Below are 14,979 nucleotides of genomic sequence, written 5' to 3'. Positions count from 1 at the left end.
GGAGAATGACCATGAGCATCACCCTAATCGCGCTGGCGGCCGCCGCCGCGTCGCACAGCGTCGCCATAGAGCATCACGGCCAGCAACTGGGCGCTACCTACACCGCCCGTACCGAAATGCGCACCAAGACGATCGGCGCGAAGACCCCCAACCGCACCGACAACCAGCGTTGCCAGTGGACCGCGACCATCGTCGTCGATCGCAAGCTGGATCATGGCCCGGCGCTCGCCCGCACCATCGCCACCGAAACGACATTTTCGGGCAGCGAAGCCGGCGCCTGCACGCCCGGTCGCAATTCGGGCGAACGCAACCTTGCTCAGCATCGCGAAAAGATAGAAGCGCATCTGGTCGCAGTCGCTCAGGCCGACCGCGCGCCTCTTCTGGCTGAACTGGACTCGGTACGTAATCTTGCATCCAACTGATCGTTTTCGCCGCTCGGCATGGCTGGGAGCGTTCCTGCTCGCCGGCCATGCCCATGTGGCCACCGCCCAAAGCCTTTCCGGCGCCACCGTCACGCTCGAAGCCGCCAGCGACGACCGCCGTCGCGGCCTCAGCTGGAGCGATGGCGATCCGGTGCTGCGCGGCGCGGTGTCCGTGCCCATCGCCCAAGGCCTCAACCTCGACGGCACGGCCACTACGCTCTGGGGCAGCAACCGCCATGGCGGCGCTGACGCCGTGCTGGATCTCGGCGCGACCTATGCCAAGGATCTGGGCGGCTTCCGACTGACCGCCGAAGGGCGCTACCACCTGTTCCCCGGCGCGTCGAACCAGGGCTATGGCGAAGTCGGCGCAATCGCCGGTTTCACGCTCGGCCCAGCCAACGTCGATCTTGGCGCCCGATACGCCCCGCGCCAATCGGCGATCGGCGGCGACAATCTCTATCTTTCGACCAGCGCGGCGGTCGGCATCCCCGGCACGCCCTTCACCCTGTCCGGCCATGTCGGCCGGTCGTCGGGCGATGTGCGCGATCCCCTGCGTGCCGCACGCCTGCGCCCGGATGGCAGCTATTGGGACCATGGCGTCGCGCTCGACTGGTATCGGGGTCGCTGGTCCGCCGGCCTGCGCTATGCCGACACGGATATAAACGCCCCGGACGGCGCCCATGTCGGCGCCACCGTGATCGCACGGGTCGGCTTCACGCTGTAAGCCACCGTCCGTTCGTTTCGAGCCTGTCGAGAAACGGAAGCCACGGCCCTGTCCTACATCATCCCGCCTTGCTACAAGCGCAGCGGGAGGACATCATCATGCCTGTAGAACTGACCATCATCGCCTGGGGCATGATCCTGCTCCTCGTCCACATCTTCGCCGCCGCCCATGTGAAGACGAAGCAATATGGCCCCAAATGGAATATGGGCGCGCGCGACGAAAGCCTGCCGCCGCTCAACCCCCTTGCCGGCCGCCTCGCCCGTGCCGAAGCCAATTACAAGGAAACCCTGCCCATCGCCATCGTCGCCCTGATCGGCGTGGTCGTGGCCGGGCGGACGAGCGAATGGACCGCGATGGGCGGGTGGATCTGGCTCAGCGCCCGGATCGTTTATTTGCCGCTCTACGGTTTTGGCGTGCCGGTCGTCCGCACCATTGTCTTCATCGCCAGCCTGGTGGGGCTGCTGATCGCCCTCTGGCCGCTGCTCGGCCTTTAACCGGCCAGCACCAGATTGATGAGGTCGGCGGAAGATACCCCCGCCGACCGCAGGAACCCCTGATAATAGTCGCAGCCTTCCCGCGACAGCAGCGCCAGTTGCTCTTCCGTCTCGACCCCTTCGGCAATGACCTTCAGCCCCAGCGACTTGGCCATGTGGATGACCCCGCGCACGATGATCCGGTCCCGCGCGGTCCCGGCGATATCCTGCGCCAGCCCGCTGTCGATCTTCAGATAATCGAGCGGCAGGTTCTTCAGATAGGCCAGACTGGAATAGCCCGTTCCGAAATCGTCGATCGCGACCCCCAGCCCCTCGGCCCGCAGCGCCGTCAGCAGCGTCGACGCTGCGCCGACATCCTCGATCAGTCCACTCTCGGTAATCTCCACCGTCAGCCGCGACCGGGGGAAGCCGCTGCGATCCACCAGCCCCAGGAAATCGGCCATGAAGCCCGGCTGGGCGATATCCGCCGCCGTCACGTTGATGGACAGGCGCAACTCCGCCAGCGCTCGTGGCCAGGCTGCCGCCTGTCGCAACGCTTCTGCCTGGATATGGGCCGACAGCGGCAACATATAGTCGGACCGCTCGGCCGTGGCGAACAATATGCCCGCGCCCAGCGGCCCGTAATGCGCATGGTTCCAACGGGCCAGCGCCTCGACGCCGCTGATCCTGTCGGAATCGACGGGATATTGCGGCTGGAACACGATGCTGATCTCACCCCGGTCAAGCGCCAGCCGCAGGTCGGTTTCCAACCGGTCGGCATCCACCTGCCGGCTCTGCTTTTCGGCCGACAGGATGCGGATGCCCTCGCCGCCCGCCTGCCGTGCATCGGACAAAGCGGTGCCGGCGCGGCGCAGCAATTGCGTCACATCGTCCTCCGCCCGCGCCTGCGCGATGCCGCAGCGGGCGATCAGGCGAATGAGGTGATCGCCGGCGCTGAACGGTTGCCCGACCGCGCCGATCAATTGCCGCGCCAGGAAGGTCGCCCGGTCGCTGCCCGCCACTTCGCCGGTCAGCCCGACCAGAAATTCCGTCCCGGCGATGCGCGCGACCATGGTGCCGGGTGCGACATCGTCCACCATCCGCTCGATGCGCCGGGCGATCCGCCCCAGCAGCGCGTCGCCCACCACCTGACCATAGGCGGCGTTCATCCGGTCGAACTGGCTGATCGACAGCAGCAGGATCGTCGTCGGCAACCCCGCCCGCCGGTCCAGCCAGTCGAGCGCCGCCTGCCGCGATCGCAATCCGGTGAGGTGATCGCGGCTGCCGCCATCCTGCGCCTGCCCGTCCGACAGCCATTCGACATCGGCGGCAATGGCGCCATCGCCTTCCCGCAGATGATGGACCAGCCGTTGCCCCGGCCGCGCGGGCAATCCATGCGCCAGCACGGCCGGACGCCCCGATTGCCGCATCGTCCTGAGCGCGGCCAGCACCGTCCGCCGTTCCACCCTCGGCAGGCGCCGGATCAGCGCCGCCGGCGCGATCCGCGCTTCCTCTATGCCCAGATGCTGCGCCAGGCTGTCGCTCAACCGCAGCAGCCCGTCATGTCCCAAGGCCCAGTATAGCGCGTCCCCGCGTCGGATACGCTGCGCCCGCTGATTATGGGCAACGCCGCCACCCAGCCGCTCGACCAGCCGATGCGCTGATGTCAACGCCGCATTCAGGCGCAGGTCCGTCACCGGCCCGGCCAGATAATGGGTCGCCCCGACCGCCAGTAGCGCAGGCACCTGATCCAGATGGCGGTCGTCGACCAGGATCAGGATCGCGCCGCCGCCCGCCTCCATCGCCGGGACCAGAGGCGCCAGCAGATTGCCGACATCGCCACCTCCGCGCAGATCGACCAGCGCAATCTGCGCTTCGCTGTGCAGATAGCGTTGCGGCGCATCCTTGTGCCGCCGCGCCCCGATCGCGCGCCAGCCAAGAGACTGCGCAATCTGGATCAGCCCGTCCCGGTCGCGTGGCGACAGGATGAACAGGCTGCGCTGGCCCCCGCTGCCCTGCCCGCCGCCATTCTGATCGCCGCCGCTCTGATCCCCGCTTGTCAATGCCTGTCCCCGCCGCCGCGCATCGCAACGTCTTTACCGAACAGGCGTTACCGTCCTCTTGCCTCGCTCGCAACTTCCATCACTGCGGATCGGGTGCCCCTTGCACCGGCCCTGTCCATCGCCTAGCTAGTCGGCATGGTTATGGCCGACCCTTCGCGCGCGCCGATGACCGACGGCCTTGGCCGCCGGATCAGCTATCTGCGCATATCGGTCACCGACCGCTGCGACCTTCGCTGCCGCTATTGCATGGCCGAACGGATGCAGTTCCTGCCCAAGGACCAGGTTCTCTCGCTGGAGGAGATCGCGCTTCTGGCCGACCTCTTCATCGCGCGCGGCATCAACAAGATCCGCCTGACCGGCGGCGAGCCGCTCGTCCGCCGCGACATTGGCGATCTGGTGCATCGTATCGGCCGACACCTGGGGGCGGGGCTGGACGAACTCACGCTTACCACCAATGGCACGCGGCTGACGGAACATGCCGCCATGCTCTCCGACGCCGGCGTGCGGCGGATCAATGTCAGCCTGGACAGCCGCGATCCCGCCCGCTTCGCCCATGTGACGCGCGGCGGCCGGATCGAACAGGTGATGGACGGTTTGGACGCCGCGCGCGCCGCCGGCCTTGCGGTCAAGATCAACATGGTCGCGCTGAAGGGCGTCAACGACGATGAAATCCTGCCGATGCTGCGCTGGTGCGGCGAACAGGGTTTCGACCTGACGCTGATCGAAACCATGCCGCTGGGCGATACCGGCGAAGACCGTACCGACCATTATCTACCGCTGACACGGGTGGCCGAAGTGATTGGCGGGCACCATGCGCTAACCCCGCTTGCCGACCGCACTGGCGGCCCGGCCCGCTATCATGCCGTGGCGGGGATGGGCATCCGGCTCGGCCTCATTACCCCGCTGACGCAGAATTTCTGCGCCGACTGCAACCGCATCCGCATGACGTGCGAAGGCAAGATATTCATGTGCCTGGGGCACGAGGACCATGTCGATTTCAAAACCGCTTTGCGCGAACAGGGCGTTACCGCCGTGCACCCGCTGATCGACCGGGCGCTGCGGCTAAAGCCCGCCGCCCATGATTTTCGCATCGGCGCAGGCATGGGCGCTGCCACTCGACGCCATATGAGCGTCACTGGCGGATGAACGGCGAACCAAGGCGCGCGCTGGTCGCGTCCCCCACCCAGGCAGCCCGCGCCGCGGAGGAGCGCCTCCGTGCCGCCTACGAATTCGTACCGTTCGATCAGGCCGACATGATCATCGCGCTGGGCGGCGACGGCTTCATGCTCCAGACGCTCCATTCGATGCTGGAAGCACGGCGGATCATTCCGATTTTCGGCATGAACCTTGGCACCGTGGGCTTCCTGATGAACGAATGGCGGCTGGAACGGCTGGACCAGCGTCTGGAAAAGGCCAAGAGCTTCAAGGTCAATCCGCTGCGCATGACCGTCGACACGGTCGATGGCGAGCGTTTCTCAATCCCGGCCATCAACGAAGTGTCGTTGCTACGCGAAACCCGCCAGACCGCCAAGCTGGAGGTGCAGGTGAACGGTCGCGCGGTGCTGCCAGAACTGGTGTGCGACGGCGTGCTGGTCGCGACGCCGGCCGGCTCCACAGCCTATAATCTGTCCGCCCACGGCCCCATCCTGCCGCTCGGATCGGGCCTCGTCGCGCTTACCCCGATCAGCCCTTTCCGCCCGCGTCGCTGGCGCGGCGCCATCCTGCCGGAAAATACCGCCATCCGCTTCACCGTACTCGATCCGGTCAAGCGGCCGGTCAGCGCCGTGGCCGACCAGCGCGAAGTGCGCGATGTAGCGCAGGTGGACATCGGCATCGACCGCGCGACGCCGCTTACCCTGCTCTTCGATCCCGAACATACGCTGGACGACCGCATCGCGGCCGAACAGTTCATCGCGTAAAAATTCCGTCATTTGGCGCTTGCCATATTCGGAAACCCGCTGCTATAGGCGCGGCCTGCCCAGCGAGAGCGGGTTGCTCCCCGATAGCTCAGCGGTAGAGCATTCGACTGTTAATCGAATGGCCGTAGGTTCGAATCCTACTCGGGGAGCCACATTTTTCCGGACCATAGCGCCGGCCTCCATAGAGACCGAGCGACCCGCGCCACATCGGCTGCCCCCTATCGCGCTTTGAACACATCGCCTTGCTTTGATGCGATATTTTTCAGACGTTAAGCATTCTTGGCTCTTGCCATTCCTGCCGGGCCAAGGCATAGGCGCGGCCTGCCCGGCGAAAGCCGGCTGTTCCCCGATAGCTCAGCGGTAGAGCATTCGACTGTTAATCGAATGGCCGTAGGTTCGAATCCTACTCGGGGAGCCACATTTTCCACCAGCATCGACCAGCACAGCGCCCGGCCTACGCCGCCACGCCTTCGCCTGTCCTCAAGAAAAAACGCGCGAAGCCCGAAGGCCTCGCGCGCTTGAAGGTCACGTTTGGGAGATGAAATTCAGCGCGATGCGAACTGGCGCCCCCGGCTGGCCACGGCCCAACGCTGCGGCGTCGCGCCGACGGCGCTTTCCCTGACGAAACACTGGCCGCGCTGCGCACGGATCGTCCGGCACGCCGTCATCGCATCCGTCCGACTGCCAAAACCGCTGATAGCAAGGCGATGATAGGCCTTGCCGTTGACGGTCGCCTGGCTGGTCAGCACTGGGAAAGCCGCCAGCGTGCTGCTGCGCCCGGCCATGGCCAGCCATTTTTCCTTCGCGATCGCCGCATTGTCATAGGCGCCCAGCTGGACCACCCAATTGCTCGCGCCATTGGCGACCGGCTTGATGAAGGCGGCCTGCTGCATCCGCGCGACAGGCGTGGCGACGGCAGAGGCCGACTGCGCCTTTGTCCGGCCCTTGGGCGCATTATGATCTTCGATGATGAAATCGCGCGCAGCGACGCGCACCGGCCTGGCCGATGCCTTGACGACCGGCGCAGCCTGAATCGACGGCTGCGACACCGGTACGGCCTGCACCATCTGCACCGGCGGTTCGGGCTGCGTGAAAGACCGGGTTGCGGGCAAAGGCACGCCTTCAGGCGCCGCCTCCGCCATCTGCACCGGCGTATCGGCAACAGCGGGCGCCAGCGCCAATGCGACCGGCTGGCCGGCATCAGCTTCGTTGATCGTCACCCCCATCAGCGCGGCGACGCGCATCGGCGCCAGCGACGGCTCGGCAATCTGTGCCCAGTCCGAAATACGCTTGTTCGCGTCCAGCGGCTGCATATCCATGCCCACGATCATGCGGGCATCCTTCCAGCGGCCGGCCAATGCATAGGCATAGGCCAGATTCTGGCGCGTACGTACGGTCGCGGACGGATCATGGATCGCTTCGGACAAGATCCGCACGCCCTCGGCCGGGTCGCCCGCCATCGCCATGGCCAGGCCATAGTCGCTGGCCGGCACGGTGCCGGCATTGGCGACCAGCAGGTTGCGCGCATCATCTGCACGCCCCTGCGCCACCTGCACCAAGGCCAGACTGACGACGGTGCTGGCATCTGTGTTGCCCAGCGTCATGGCATCGCTCAGCGCCGTCTGCGCCGACGCGAAACGACCGGCCAGCACATAGGCACGGCCCAGAATCTGGCGATAGGCGGCGTTCTGCGGCTCCAACTGCACCGCCGCTTCGGCCGCTTCCACAGCCTTGCTACCGTTGCGGTCGGCCAGCGCCTTTTCGGCGGCTGCGGCCAGCTTTCCCGGATTGCCCTTCTGCTGCACGGCCGACGCCGACGGGCGGAACGCCGCGCCGGTGCAACCGACCATGGTGGTGGCGACGAGCAGGGATGACAGAGCCGCCTTTCCTAATGTCGTGCGTTTCATGAATTCACCCACCCTTCGTTCACTGGCCGTCGCGCATATGCGGCAGCTGCTGAGTCAGCCGGTCGATCTCCGGCAGGTCATTGAGAAAATCGTCCAGCGCCTTCGTCACGATCTGCTGGGCCGGACGGCCCGTAATCGCGCAGGCGAGGCGGAGCTTGAGATGCCGCTGCGCATCCAGGCGCAGCGTGAAGGCGGCCTTGCGCTTGTTGATCGGCGCCGCTTGCTCGACCACGGCCTTTTCGGCCTTGGCCTTCACCGGCTTGGCGGCCAGCCGCTTGGCCAGCGCCTTGCGCTCTTCCACCACTGGCGGCACCGGGATCACCGGCGCCATTGGCGTCAGGCCGATCGGTGCTGCCGGCTCCTCGACGGGTTCATGCACCGGCTCCACATCGAAGCCCATGTCGTTCCAGCCCAGATCGTCCTGCTGCACGGCGGACATCGGCGCCCGGCCAAAGCCCAGCATGGGACGGCGCATCGCCGGCTGGGCTGCACCCTTTCGGGCAAGCAGGCCGGATGTCAGCGACGCGAGCGGTTTGGGTTCGGCCATCTGCCTTGCTCCCTTACTGGCTCACACGGCGGCCAAAGCCACCACCGGCGGGACGCGCGGCACCCAGGGTGCCGACACTGCCCTGGGGCACGGAAAAGACCGTGCGGCGAAAATTCTTCTCCAGCCGATCCGACACATAGGACCAAAGCGCCTCCACCTCTGCGGCGGAGCGGCCCTTGGGATCGACCTCCATCACGGTGCGCCCATCGATCATCGACGCGGCGAAATCGGTGCGATGATGCAGCGTCACCGGCGCGACCGTGCCATGTTGCGATAGGGCGACGGCGGCCTCGGACGTGATGCGCGCCTTGGGCGTGGCGGCGTTGACCACGAAGATCAGCGGCTTACCGGCCCGTTCGCACAGGTCGACCGTGGCGCCCACAGCGCGCAGGTCATGCGGGCTGGGACGGGTCGGCACGACGATCAGTTCGGCGACGGAAATGACGCTCTGGATCGCCATGGTGATGGCAGGCGGCGTATCGATGACGGCCAGTTTGAAACCCTGCTGGCGCAATATTTCCAGGTCGGCGGCCAGGCGTGCGACCGTGGTCTGGGCAAAGGCGGGAAATTCCGCCTCACGCTCGTTCCACCAGTCGGCGAGCGATCCCTGCGGATCGATGTCGATCAGGACGACCGGGCCGGCCCCGGCACGCTGCGCCTGCACGGCCAGATGACCCGACAAGGTCGTCTTGCCCGATCCGCCCTTTTGCGACGCCATTGCCAAGATCCGCACGCATTTCCCCCCAGGAAAAATCCAGTTCCGGGCGGGATTGGCACGACTGCCGCTAAAAATTGGTTAATGGCGCGCGAAACTTCATGACGGACGACGCCGGCCGCAGTTAAGCCGCTATCCAGTCTTTTGCCGTTACGCTAACATCGGCTTAACCTTATTTTGCCATTGCGGTCGTCAATTATTCTTTCGCACTGGAGCCTGTGCATATGAAGCATGTGTTGGGAATGGCGGCGCTGGCCGCGATGCTGGGTATGACCTTGCCTGCGCAGGCGGACGTGAAAACCGGCGTCGATGCCTGGCAGCAGGGCGACTATGCCAAGGCGATCGCCGAATGGCGTCCCCTCGCCCAGTCCGGCGATCCCGACGCGCAGTTCAACCTTGGCCAGGCCTACAAGCTGGGTCGCGGCGTGCAGCCCGACGTCAACACCGCGATCGACTGGTATCGCAAGGCTGCGGCGCAGGGGCATATGCGCGCCGAGGACAATCTGGGCCTGCTGATGTTCCAGCAGGGCGATCGTGCCGCCGCCATGCCCTATCTGCAACGCGCCTCCATGCGCGGCGAGGCTCGCGCGCAATATATCGTGGGCACAACCCTGTTCAACGGCGACACCATCGGCAAGGATTGGGTCCGCGCCTATGCGCTGATGACCCGTGCGTCGGCGTCCGGCCTGCCGCAGGCTGCGACCAGCCTGGAGCAGATGGACAAATATATTCCGGAGGATCAGCGCAAGCAGGGGCTGGCTATGGCCGCCGGGATGGAAAAGGGCGATGGCAGCGCCGCCCTTGCCGCCGCGACGCCAGCGCCTGCGCCTGCACGTGGCGAATCTGCCGTCCGCACCGCCGAACGCCCGCCCTCCGTCAGCACCCCACCCGCGCACAGACCGACCCCCGCTGCGGCAAAGCCGCCGGTGCAGGCTGCCGCCGCCAAGCCCAAACCGACGCCCGCCGCGCCCACGCCTGCCCCCGTCCGTCAGGCGGCCGCCGCGCCGGCTCCGGCCGCATCGGGCGGCTGGCGCGTCCAGCTCGGCGCCTTCAGCGAAGACGCCCGCGCCCGCGCCTTGTGGACCCAGCTCAGCCGCAAGGTCGGCGGCCTGTCCGCCTATCAACCCTATCTGGTCAAGGCCGGTGCCGTCACCCGGCTTCAGGCCGGCCCCATCGCCAGCAGCAACGACGCGGCGCGCCTCTGCGGCGCGATCAAGGCCGCCGGCGGCGACTGCATGCCCAAGAGGATGTAAGAGGTTTGGGGGCTGGCTGTTACCCAAGCGGGATAATCTAGCTTACACCCCCCCGTCCCGGCTGAGCCTGTTGTTCTGCGTTCCCCGGCGAAGGCCGGGGTCCAGTTCGACGGTCCCAACTACCCCCGCAGCCCGCGCCGGAGAACGCCACATATAGGTCAGCGCCATCGCGCCTCGATGTTATCTGCTCATGCGCGCCTGCTCCATCATCCAGTCGCGAAACTGCGCCAGCGGCCCCGCCCCGAGCGCGCCTGTGGGATAGACCAGATAATAGGCCTGCTCGGTCGATAGCGGCCGGGCGAACGGAATGACCAGCGTCCCCGCCTCCAGTTCCGGCCGGATCAGGAAACTGGGGATCAACGCCACCCCGACCCCGGCGGCACAGGCCTGCGCCAGCATCAGGAAATGCTCATAGGCCGGCCCCTGCGCCAGCCCGCCTGCATCCACGCCCGCCATCGTCAGCCACCGCGCCCAGGCATCCCGCCGCGATATCTGGCTGAGCAGCGGCGCATCCAGCAAATCGCCCGGCTCGCGCAGCGGATGCGCCGCAAGCCAGGCCGGCGCACAGACCGGCACCGCCTCCTCGCGAAACAGGAAATCCATCGCCACGCCCGGCCAATCGGCTGCGACACCGAAATGGACAGCCGCATCGAAATCCTCATGCCCGAAATCGAAAGGCTGCGACCGGGCGGCGAAGTCGATCACCAGGTCGGGATGGCGCGCCGTCAGTTGCGGTAGCCGCGGCGCCAGCCATCGCATCCCGAAACTGGGCAATGTCGCCACGCGCAACGCCGTCTGCGATGGTCGCGCCGATGCCCGCGCCGTCGCCCGGCGGATGCTGTCGAGCGCCGGCAGCAATTCGCCGGCATAGGCACGCCCCGCCTCATTGAGCCGCACCCGTCGCCCGATCCGATCGAACAGGGGCGTCTGCAACATATCTTCCAGTTGCGCGATCTTTCGACTGACCGCGCTCTGGGTCAGGCCGATCTCCTCGCCGGCACGGGAAAAGCCGCCATGGCGCACCGCCGCCTCGAACGCGATCAGCGCCTGCATCGGCGGCAAATATGTCCTGGAACCACTCATTCCAAACTCGCATCAACAGATGAAAGGTCACCATTTTGAATATCCGGCTTATCCTGCGATAATGGCGCTGTCATCCGGAGCATATCATGTCGAATGAGAATATGGGTACGATTGAGACACTGGTCATGGCGACTCTGGGCGATGACGTCGGCCGGCAGACGCTGGACATGCTGGCGATCGACCCCGCCCTGCTGGCGCAGCGCGGCGATACCGTATCCCGCGCCGCCTTCGCCATGGCCATGAACGTCGCCCTGTTCGACGATCTGCTGCGCCGGGTGCCGAGCGGCAACGCCTATGTCGCCGACACGCTGGCGCGCGGCGGCAAGGTGGTGTTCGACCATGGCGCGCTGCGCTCCATCCGCTTTCCGGCCGGGCCGACCGGTGCGCTGCCGGGCGGCGAGGATGCCTTCACCCGCATCTTCCTGCCGCTGGGCTATGAGATGGCGGCGCTCTATCCGCTCGACCGCCTGCGCATGACGGGCCGCGCCTATCGCCATCGCGACTTCCCCGAAGCGATCCCGCAATTCTTCCTGTCCGAACTGCATGTCGACCGGTTCGACGAGGAATTTGCCGACGCCGCCGCCCGCATCTTCGGCACCAGCCGCGACCCGCTGGACGATGCGACCAAGGATGTGCTGGCACGATATGCACGCGATATGCCTGTCCAATTCGCTGTCGCAATTGCCGCCCTACCGGTCATCCTCTCCGCTTTCGACCGCCAGCATGAACCGCCCGCTTTCGAGGATTATCAACTGCTCCTCTCCCGCTCCAACGAAGCCGCATGGATCGCGACGGAAGGCAATGGCTTCAACCATGCGACCGACCGGGTCGCAGACGTCGCGGCACTGGCCGAACGATTGAAATCGCAAGACAGGCCGATGAAGGCAAAGCTGGAAATCTCCGCCAGCGGTCGCGTACGCCAGACCGCCTTCCGCGCCGACAGCGTGGAGCGCCCCTTCGCCGACGGCGAGTTCCGCTCGGTGCCCGGCTCCTTCTACGAATTTATCAGCCGCGATATCGACCCGGAAACGGGCCGGCTCGACCTCGCCTTCGATACCGGCAACGCCACCGGCATCTTCGCGATGACGAGCGCTGAAGGGGCGAACCGGTGAGCGCCATGCTACAATCCTTCGATCCGGCCTCACGCGAACTCATCTGGGAAGGCCCGGTCGCGAGTGCGGATGATTGCCATCGCGCCATCGCCACCGCGCGTACCGCCCTGCCCGGCTGGCGGGCGCTGCCCGTGGACGACCGCATCGCCATCGCCCGCCGCTATGCCGCCGTGCTGGGCGAACGCCGCATCGCGCTGGCCGAACTCATCTCGCGCGAAACGGGCAAGCTGCTCTGGGAAAGCGACGCCGAAATCGGGTCGATGATCGCCAAGGTCGACGTGTCGATCAAGGCGCATGCCGAACGTACCGGCGAACGTTCCGCCGACATGCCCTTCGGCCGCGCGATCTTGCGCCATCGTGGCCATGGCGTGATGGCGGTGCTTGGCCCTTATAATTTCCCCGGCCACCTGCCCAACGGCCATATCGTCCCGGCCCTGATCGCGGGCAACGCCATCGTCTTCAAGCCATCCGAGATCACGCCCGCCACCGGCGCGGCCATGGCCGATGCCTGGACGGCGGCGGGCCTGCCCGATGGCCTGCTGACCGTCGTGCAGGGGGGCCGCTCCACCGGCGAAGCGCTGGTCGCCGGCGACATTGACGGCCTGCTCTTCACCGGATCGGCCGGCGCAGGTGCGGCGCTGCGCCGCGCGCTGGTCGATCGCCCCCATGTCGTCATGGCGCTGGAACTGGGCGGCAATAATCCGCTGATCGCTTGGGACAGTCCGGAGGCTGCCGCTTCGATCATCGTCAATTCGGCTTTCATCACCACTGGCCAGCGCTGCTCCTGCGCCCGCCGGCTGATCGTACCGGACGGCGCAACAGGCGACGCCATCGTGGAGGCGACCGCAGCCCTGGCCGCCCGCCTGCCGATCGCCGCCTGGAACGAAACGGGCGAGGCCTTCATGGGACCGCTCATATCGGATCAGGCCGCCGCCGCCGCCCATCGCGCCGTCAGTGATCTCGTTGCGCGGGGCGCCCGCGTCATCCGTCCCTTTGACGGCATGGCCGACCGCAGCGCCGCGTTCGTCACGCCGGCCCTGCTGGACATGACCGGCGTGACCGCTCCCGACGCGGAGATTTTCGCGCCCGTGCTGACCGTCATCCGCGTGCCCGATTTCGACGCCGCGATCGCGGCCGCCAACGCCACCAGCTTCGGCCTGTCGGCCGGTCTCATCTCGCAGGATGAAAGGCTATGGCAGCGCGTGGTGGAGGAAAGCCGCGCCGGCGTCGTGAACCGCAACCGGCCGACCACCGGCGCGGCAGGCAACATGCCCTTCGGCGGCCTCGGCGCATCGGGCAATCACCGGCCCAGCGCTTATTATGCCGCCGATTATTGCGCCTACCCCATTGCCAGCTTCGAGGCAGACGGGGTCGCGGCCGTTCCGGTCAACGGACTGGGGGCCTAAAGCCCGAGCCGCGCCCAGAAATCGGCCGGCGTGATCGCCTCGACCGCGGCGGATTTGCGCTCGACGCGCGTCCAGCTGCTATGGGGAAGATATGGGGCATCCGCCGGCTGGGTGATCCGGGGCTGGCTGCGGTCTTGGGTCGTGCGGGTCATCGTCTTCTCCTTTGCAAGGGAACACGAAACCTGGCGTGGTCGCTTCGGCACCGTGCGCTTTAGCCGTTGGTGACGCGGAGCAAGCTGACATCCTTCAAAAGCCGCGGAGCGAAATGCTCGCGGCTATATCTACCAGTGCGATCGGCAGTGTCGACATAGCTTTGCTTGGGCCATCTCCAGCGCCGCTTGCCTGCCTGAGCGGATCAGACGGTCAGCCGATGCGATTCAGCGCGCACAGCTTGTTGCCGGCCGGATCGCGCAGATAGGCAAGGTAAAGCTTGCCGAACCCGCCTTCGCGCACCCCCGGCGGGTCTTCGCATGCAGCCCCGCCCGCCGCCACACCTGCCGCATGCCAGGCGTCGACCTCCTGGGGCGAGGCCATTTTGAAACCGATAGTCCCTCCGTTGGCGTGGCAGGCGCCCGCCCCGTCGATCGGCTTCGTCACGAGAAACAATGCACCGTCATGCAGATAGATGGCCCGCCCCTTGTCATCGAAAACGCCGGGCTTGGCTCCCATCGTGCCGAAGGTCGCGTCATAAAAGGCTTTGGACGCCGCCATATCGTTGGCGCCGACCATGATATGGCTGAACATCAGCGTCTCCTACCCATGACTGATCGACGAAGGCACAGCATTGCAATGCCGGAGCATGGCGCTTTGACCACGCGCAGCGTTGAACCCCGCCATCAGGCGATAGTCGGTCGCAGCGGGATCAGAAGACCGTGCTGTACAGGAACCAGCCCACGATCAGCAGGCTCGACACGATGCAAATACGATCACCAAAGACGTCGATACGAGACATCAGATAACATCCTTCCACAAGGGGCGATCTGCGTCGCCTCTGGGGAAAGATTACATCAGTTTTTACCGTGCCGGAACAGGAAAGTTACGACGGGGCGCATAAAAAGGGCGATGAATGGACATTCACCACCCCTTGAACGATCGTTCCACGCCCCTAGCCGCTTATTGCGAACGATAACGGCTGTTATTTTACGGAAATTCCGGACCGCGATGCGCAAGGAAGGATCGAGTCGATTCTTGCGGACCGCGATAGGCCTCCTGAAACTCGGCGCTCCAATATTTCAGATCGTGAAGATCGATACGCGCGCCCGAAACGGCACAGAGCACGAACTGCCCCGGCCGAACGACTTCGAAATCCGCAGCGCCATAATGCAGCACTGCCAGCCCCGGAAGGTCAGTCACGA

Annotated in this window: 16 protein-coding genes and 2 tRNA genes; 10 read left to right on the top strand and 8 right to left on the bottom strand. The window is 66.1% G+C overall.

All coding sequences use genetic code 11. The features are described from left to right. Positions 1-11: 11 nt before the first annotated feature. From AC07UX_RS02730 to AC07UX_RS02720, 3 genes are all read left to right on the top strand, one after another. Positions 12-422, top strand: coding sequence for a hypothetical protein (locus tag AC07UX_RS02730; RefSeq protein ID WP_495190476.1), 411 nt, complete (start codon positions 12-14; stop codon positions 420-422). Continuing rightward, complete coding sequence (locus AC07UX_RS02725) at positions 409-1,146, top strand: TorF family putative porin (protein WP_495190475.1); 738 nt, start codon at positions 409-411, stop codon at positions 1,144-1,146. Before AC07UX_RS02730 ends, AC07UX_RS02725 begins: the two co-directional genes overlap by 14 nt. Before the next feature lie 98 nt (positions 1,147-1,244). Beyond that, positions 1,245-1,640 (top strand): MAPEG family protein, encoded by a 396-nt coding sequence (locus AC07UX_RS02720; RefSeq protein WP_495190474.1) that lies wholly within the window; start codon positions 1,245-1,247, stop codon positions 1,638-1,640. On the opposite strand, the gene AC07UX_RS02715 is transcribed toward AC07UX_RS02720, so the two are convergent. After that, positions 1,637-3,682, bottom strand: coding sequence for a putative bifunctional diguanylate cyclase/phosphodiesterase (locus AC07UX_RS02715; RefSeq protein WP_495190473.1), 2,046 nt, complete (start codon positions 3,680-3,682; stop codon positions 1,637-1,639). The two genes, AC07UX_RS02720 and AC07UX_RS02715, sit on opposite strands and share 4 nt — an antisense overlap. Positions 3,683-3,817: 135 nt before the next feature. On the opposite strand from AC07UX_RS02715, the gene moaA reads away from it, so the two are divergent. From moaA to AC07UX_RS02695, 4 genes are all read left to right on the top strand, one after another. Next, complete coding sequence (moaA, locus tag AC07UX_RS02710; RefSeq protein WP_495190472.1) at positions 3,818-4,828, top strand: GTP 3',8-cyclase MoaA; 1,011 nt, start codon at positions 3,818-3,820, stop codon at positions 4,826-4,828. Then, positions 4,825-5,601 carry an NAD kinase gene (locus AC07UX_RS02705; protein WP_495190471.1) on the top strand — a complete coding sequence of 259 codons (777 nt, stop codon included), beginning with the start codon at positions 4,825-4,827 and terminating at the stop codon, positions 5,599-5,601. The genes moaA and AC07UX_RS02705 overlap by 4 nt, the downstream gene beginning before the upstream one ends. Positions 5,602-5,678: 77 nt before the next feature. Beyond that, a tRNA-Asn gene (locus tag AC07UX_RS02700) sits at positions 5,679-5,753 on the top strand. A gap of 191 nt (positions 5,754-5,944) precedes the next feature. Further along, positions 5,945-6,019: transfer RNA gene (locus AC07UX_RS02695), tRNA-Asn, on the top strand. Between the two features lie 127 nt (positions 6,020-6,146). Here AC07UX_RS02695 and AC07UX_RS02690 read toward each other — a convergent pair. Genes AC07UX_RS02690 through AC07UX_RS02680 form a run of 3 tightly spaced genes read right to left on the bottom strand, consistent with a single transcriptional unit; the run spans position 6,147 to position 8,788 of the window. Further along, positions 6,147-7,508: an SPOR domain-containing protein gene (locus AC07UX_RS02690; protein ID WP_495190470.1), complete on the bottom strand. Its 1,362-nt coding sequence runs from the start codon at positions 7,506-7,508 to the stop codon at positions 6,147-6,149. Positions 7,509-7,527: 19 nt separating this feature from the next. Continuing rightward, on the bottom strand, positions 7,528-8,055 hold the full coding sequence (locus AC07UX_RS02685; RefSeq protein WP_495190469.1) for a hypothetical protein: 528 nt from the start codon (positions 8,053-8,055) through the stop codon (positions 7,528-7,530). Positions 8,056-8,068: 13 nt separating this feature from the next. Next, positions 8,069-8,788 carry an AAA family ATPase gene (locus tag AC07UX_RS02680; RefSeq protein WP_120249653.1) on the bottom strand — a complete coding sequence of 240 codons (720 nt, stop codon included), beginning with the start codon at positions 8,786-8,788 and terminating at the stop codon, positions 8,069-8,071. Between the two features lie 206 nt (positions 8,789-8,994). Between AC07UX_RS02680 and AC07UX_RS02675 the strand changes: the two genes are divergently transcribed. Further along, complete coding sequence (locus AC07UX_RS02675; RefSeq protein WP_495190468.1) at positions 8,995-10,023, top strand: SPOR domain-containing protein; 1,029 nt, start codon at positions 8,995-8,997, stop codon at positions 10,021-10,023. A gap of 180 nt (positions 10,024-10,203) precedes the next feature. On the opposite strand, the gene AC07UX_RS02670 is transcribed toward AC07UX_RS02675, so the two are convergent. Then, complete coding sequence (locus tag AC07UX_RS02670) at positions 10,204-11,076, bottom strand: LysR substrate-binding domain-containing protein (RefSeq protein ID WP_495190467.1); 873 nt, start codon at positions 11,074-11,076, stop codon at positions 10,204-10,206. A gap of 116 nt (positions 11,077-11,192) precedes the next feature. On the opposite strand from AC07UX_RS02670, the gene AC07UX_RS02665 reads away from it, so the two are divergent. Further along, positions 11,193-12,218, top strand: a complete 1,026-nt coding sequence (locus AC07UX_RS02665) for a DUF1338 domain-containing protein (protein ID WP_495190466.1) — start codon at positions 11,193-11,195, stop codon at positions 12,216-12,218. A 5-nt stretch (positions 12,219-12,223) separates the two neighbouring features. Next, positions 12,224-13,624 carry a succinylglutamate-semialdehyde dehydrogenase gene (astD, locus tag AC07UX_RS02660; protein ID WP_495191766.1) on the top strand — a complete coding sequence of 467 codons (1,401 nt, stop codon included), beginning with the start codon at positions 12,224-12,226 and terminating at the stop codon, positions 13,622-13,624. Here the strand turns inward: astD and AC07UX_RS02655 are convergent. The 3 genes from AC07UX_RS02655 to AC07UX_RS02645 all read right to left on the bottom strand — a co-directional run bounded on the left by AC07UX_RS02655 (position 13,621) and on the right by AC07UX_RS02645 (position 14,977). Continuing rightward, positions 13,621-13,776: a hypothetical protein gene (locus AC07UX_RS02655; protein WP_495190465.1), complete on the bottom strand. Its 156-nt coding sequence runs from the start codon at positions 13,774-13,776 to the stop codon at positions 13,621-13,623. The two genes, astD and AC07UX_RS02655, sit on opposite strands and share 4 nt — an antisense overlap. A 211-nt stretch (positions 13,777-13,987) precedes the next feature. Continuing rightward, on the bottom strand, positions 13,988-14,368 hold the full coding sequence (locus AC07UX_RS02650) for a VOC family protein (protein ID WP_495190464.1): 381 nt from the start codon (positions 14,366-14,368) through the stop codon (positions 13,988-13,990). Positions 14,369-14,764: 396 nt separating this feature from the next. Continuing rightward, positions 14,765-14,977 carry a DUF2093 domain-containing protein gene (locus AC07UX_RS02645; protein ID WP_495190463.1) on the bottom strand — a complete coding sequence of 71 codons (213 nt, stop codon included), beginning with the start codon at positions 14,975-14,977 and terminating at the stop codon, positions 14,765-14,767. Positions 14,978-14,979: the final 2 nt, after the last annotated feature.

It is taken from the genome of Sphingobium sp. GW821-FHT02B05, assembly GCF_059421905.1.
This window is presented reverse-complemented; position numbering and strand designations above follow the sequence as displayed.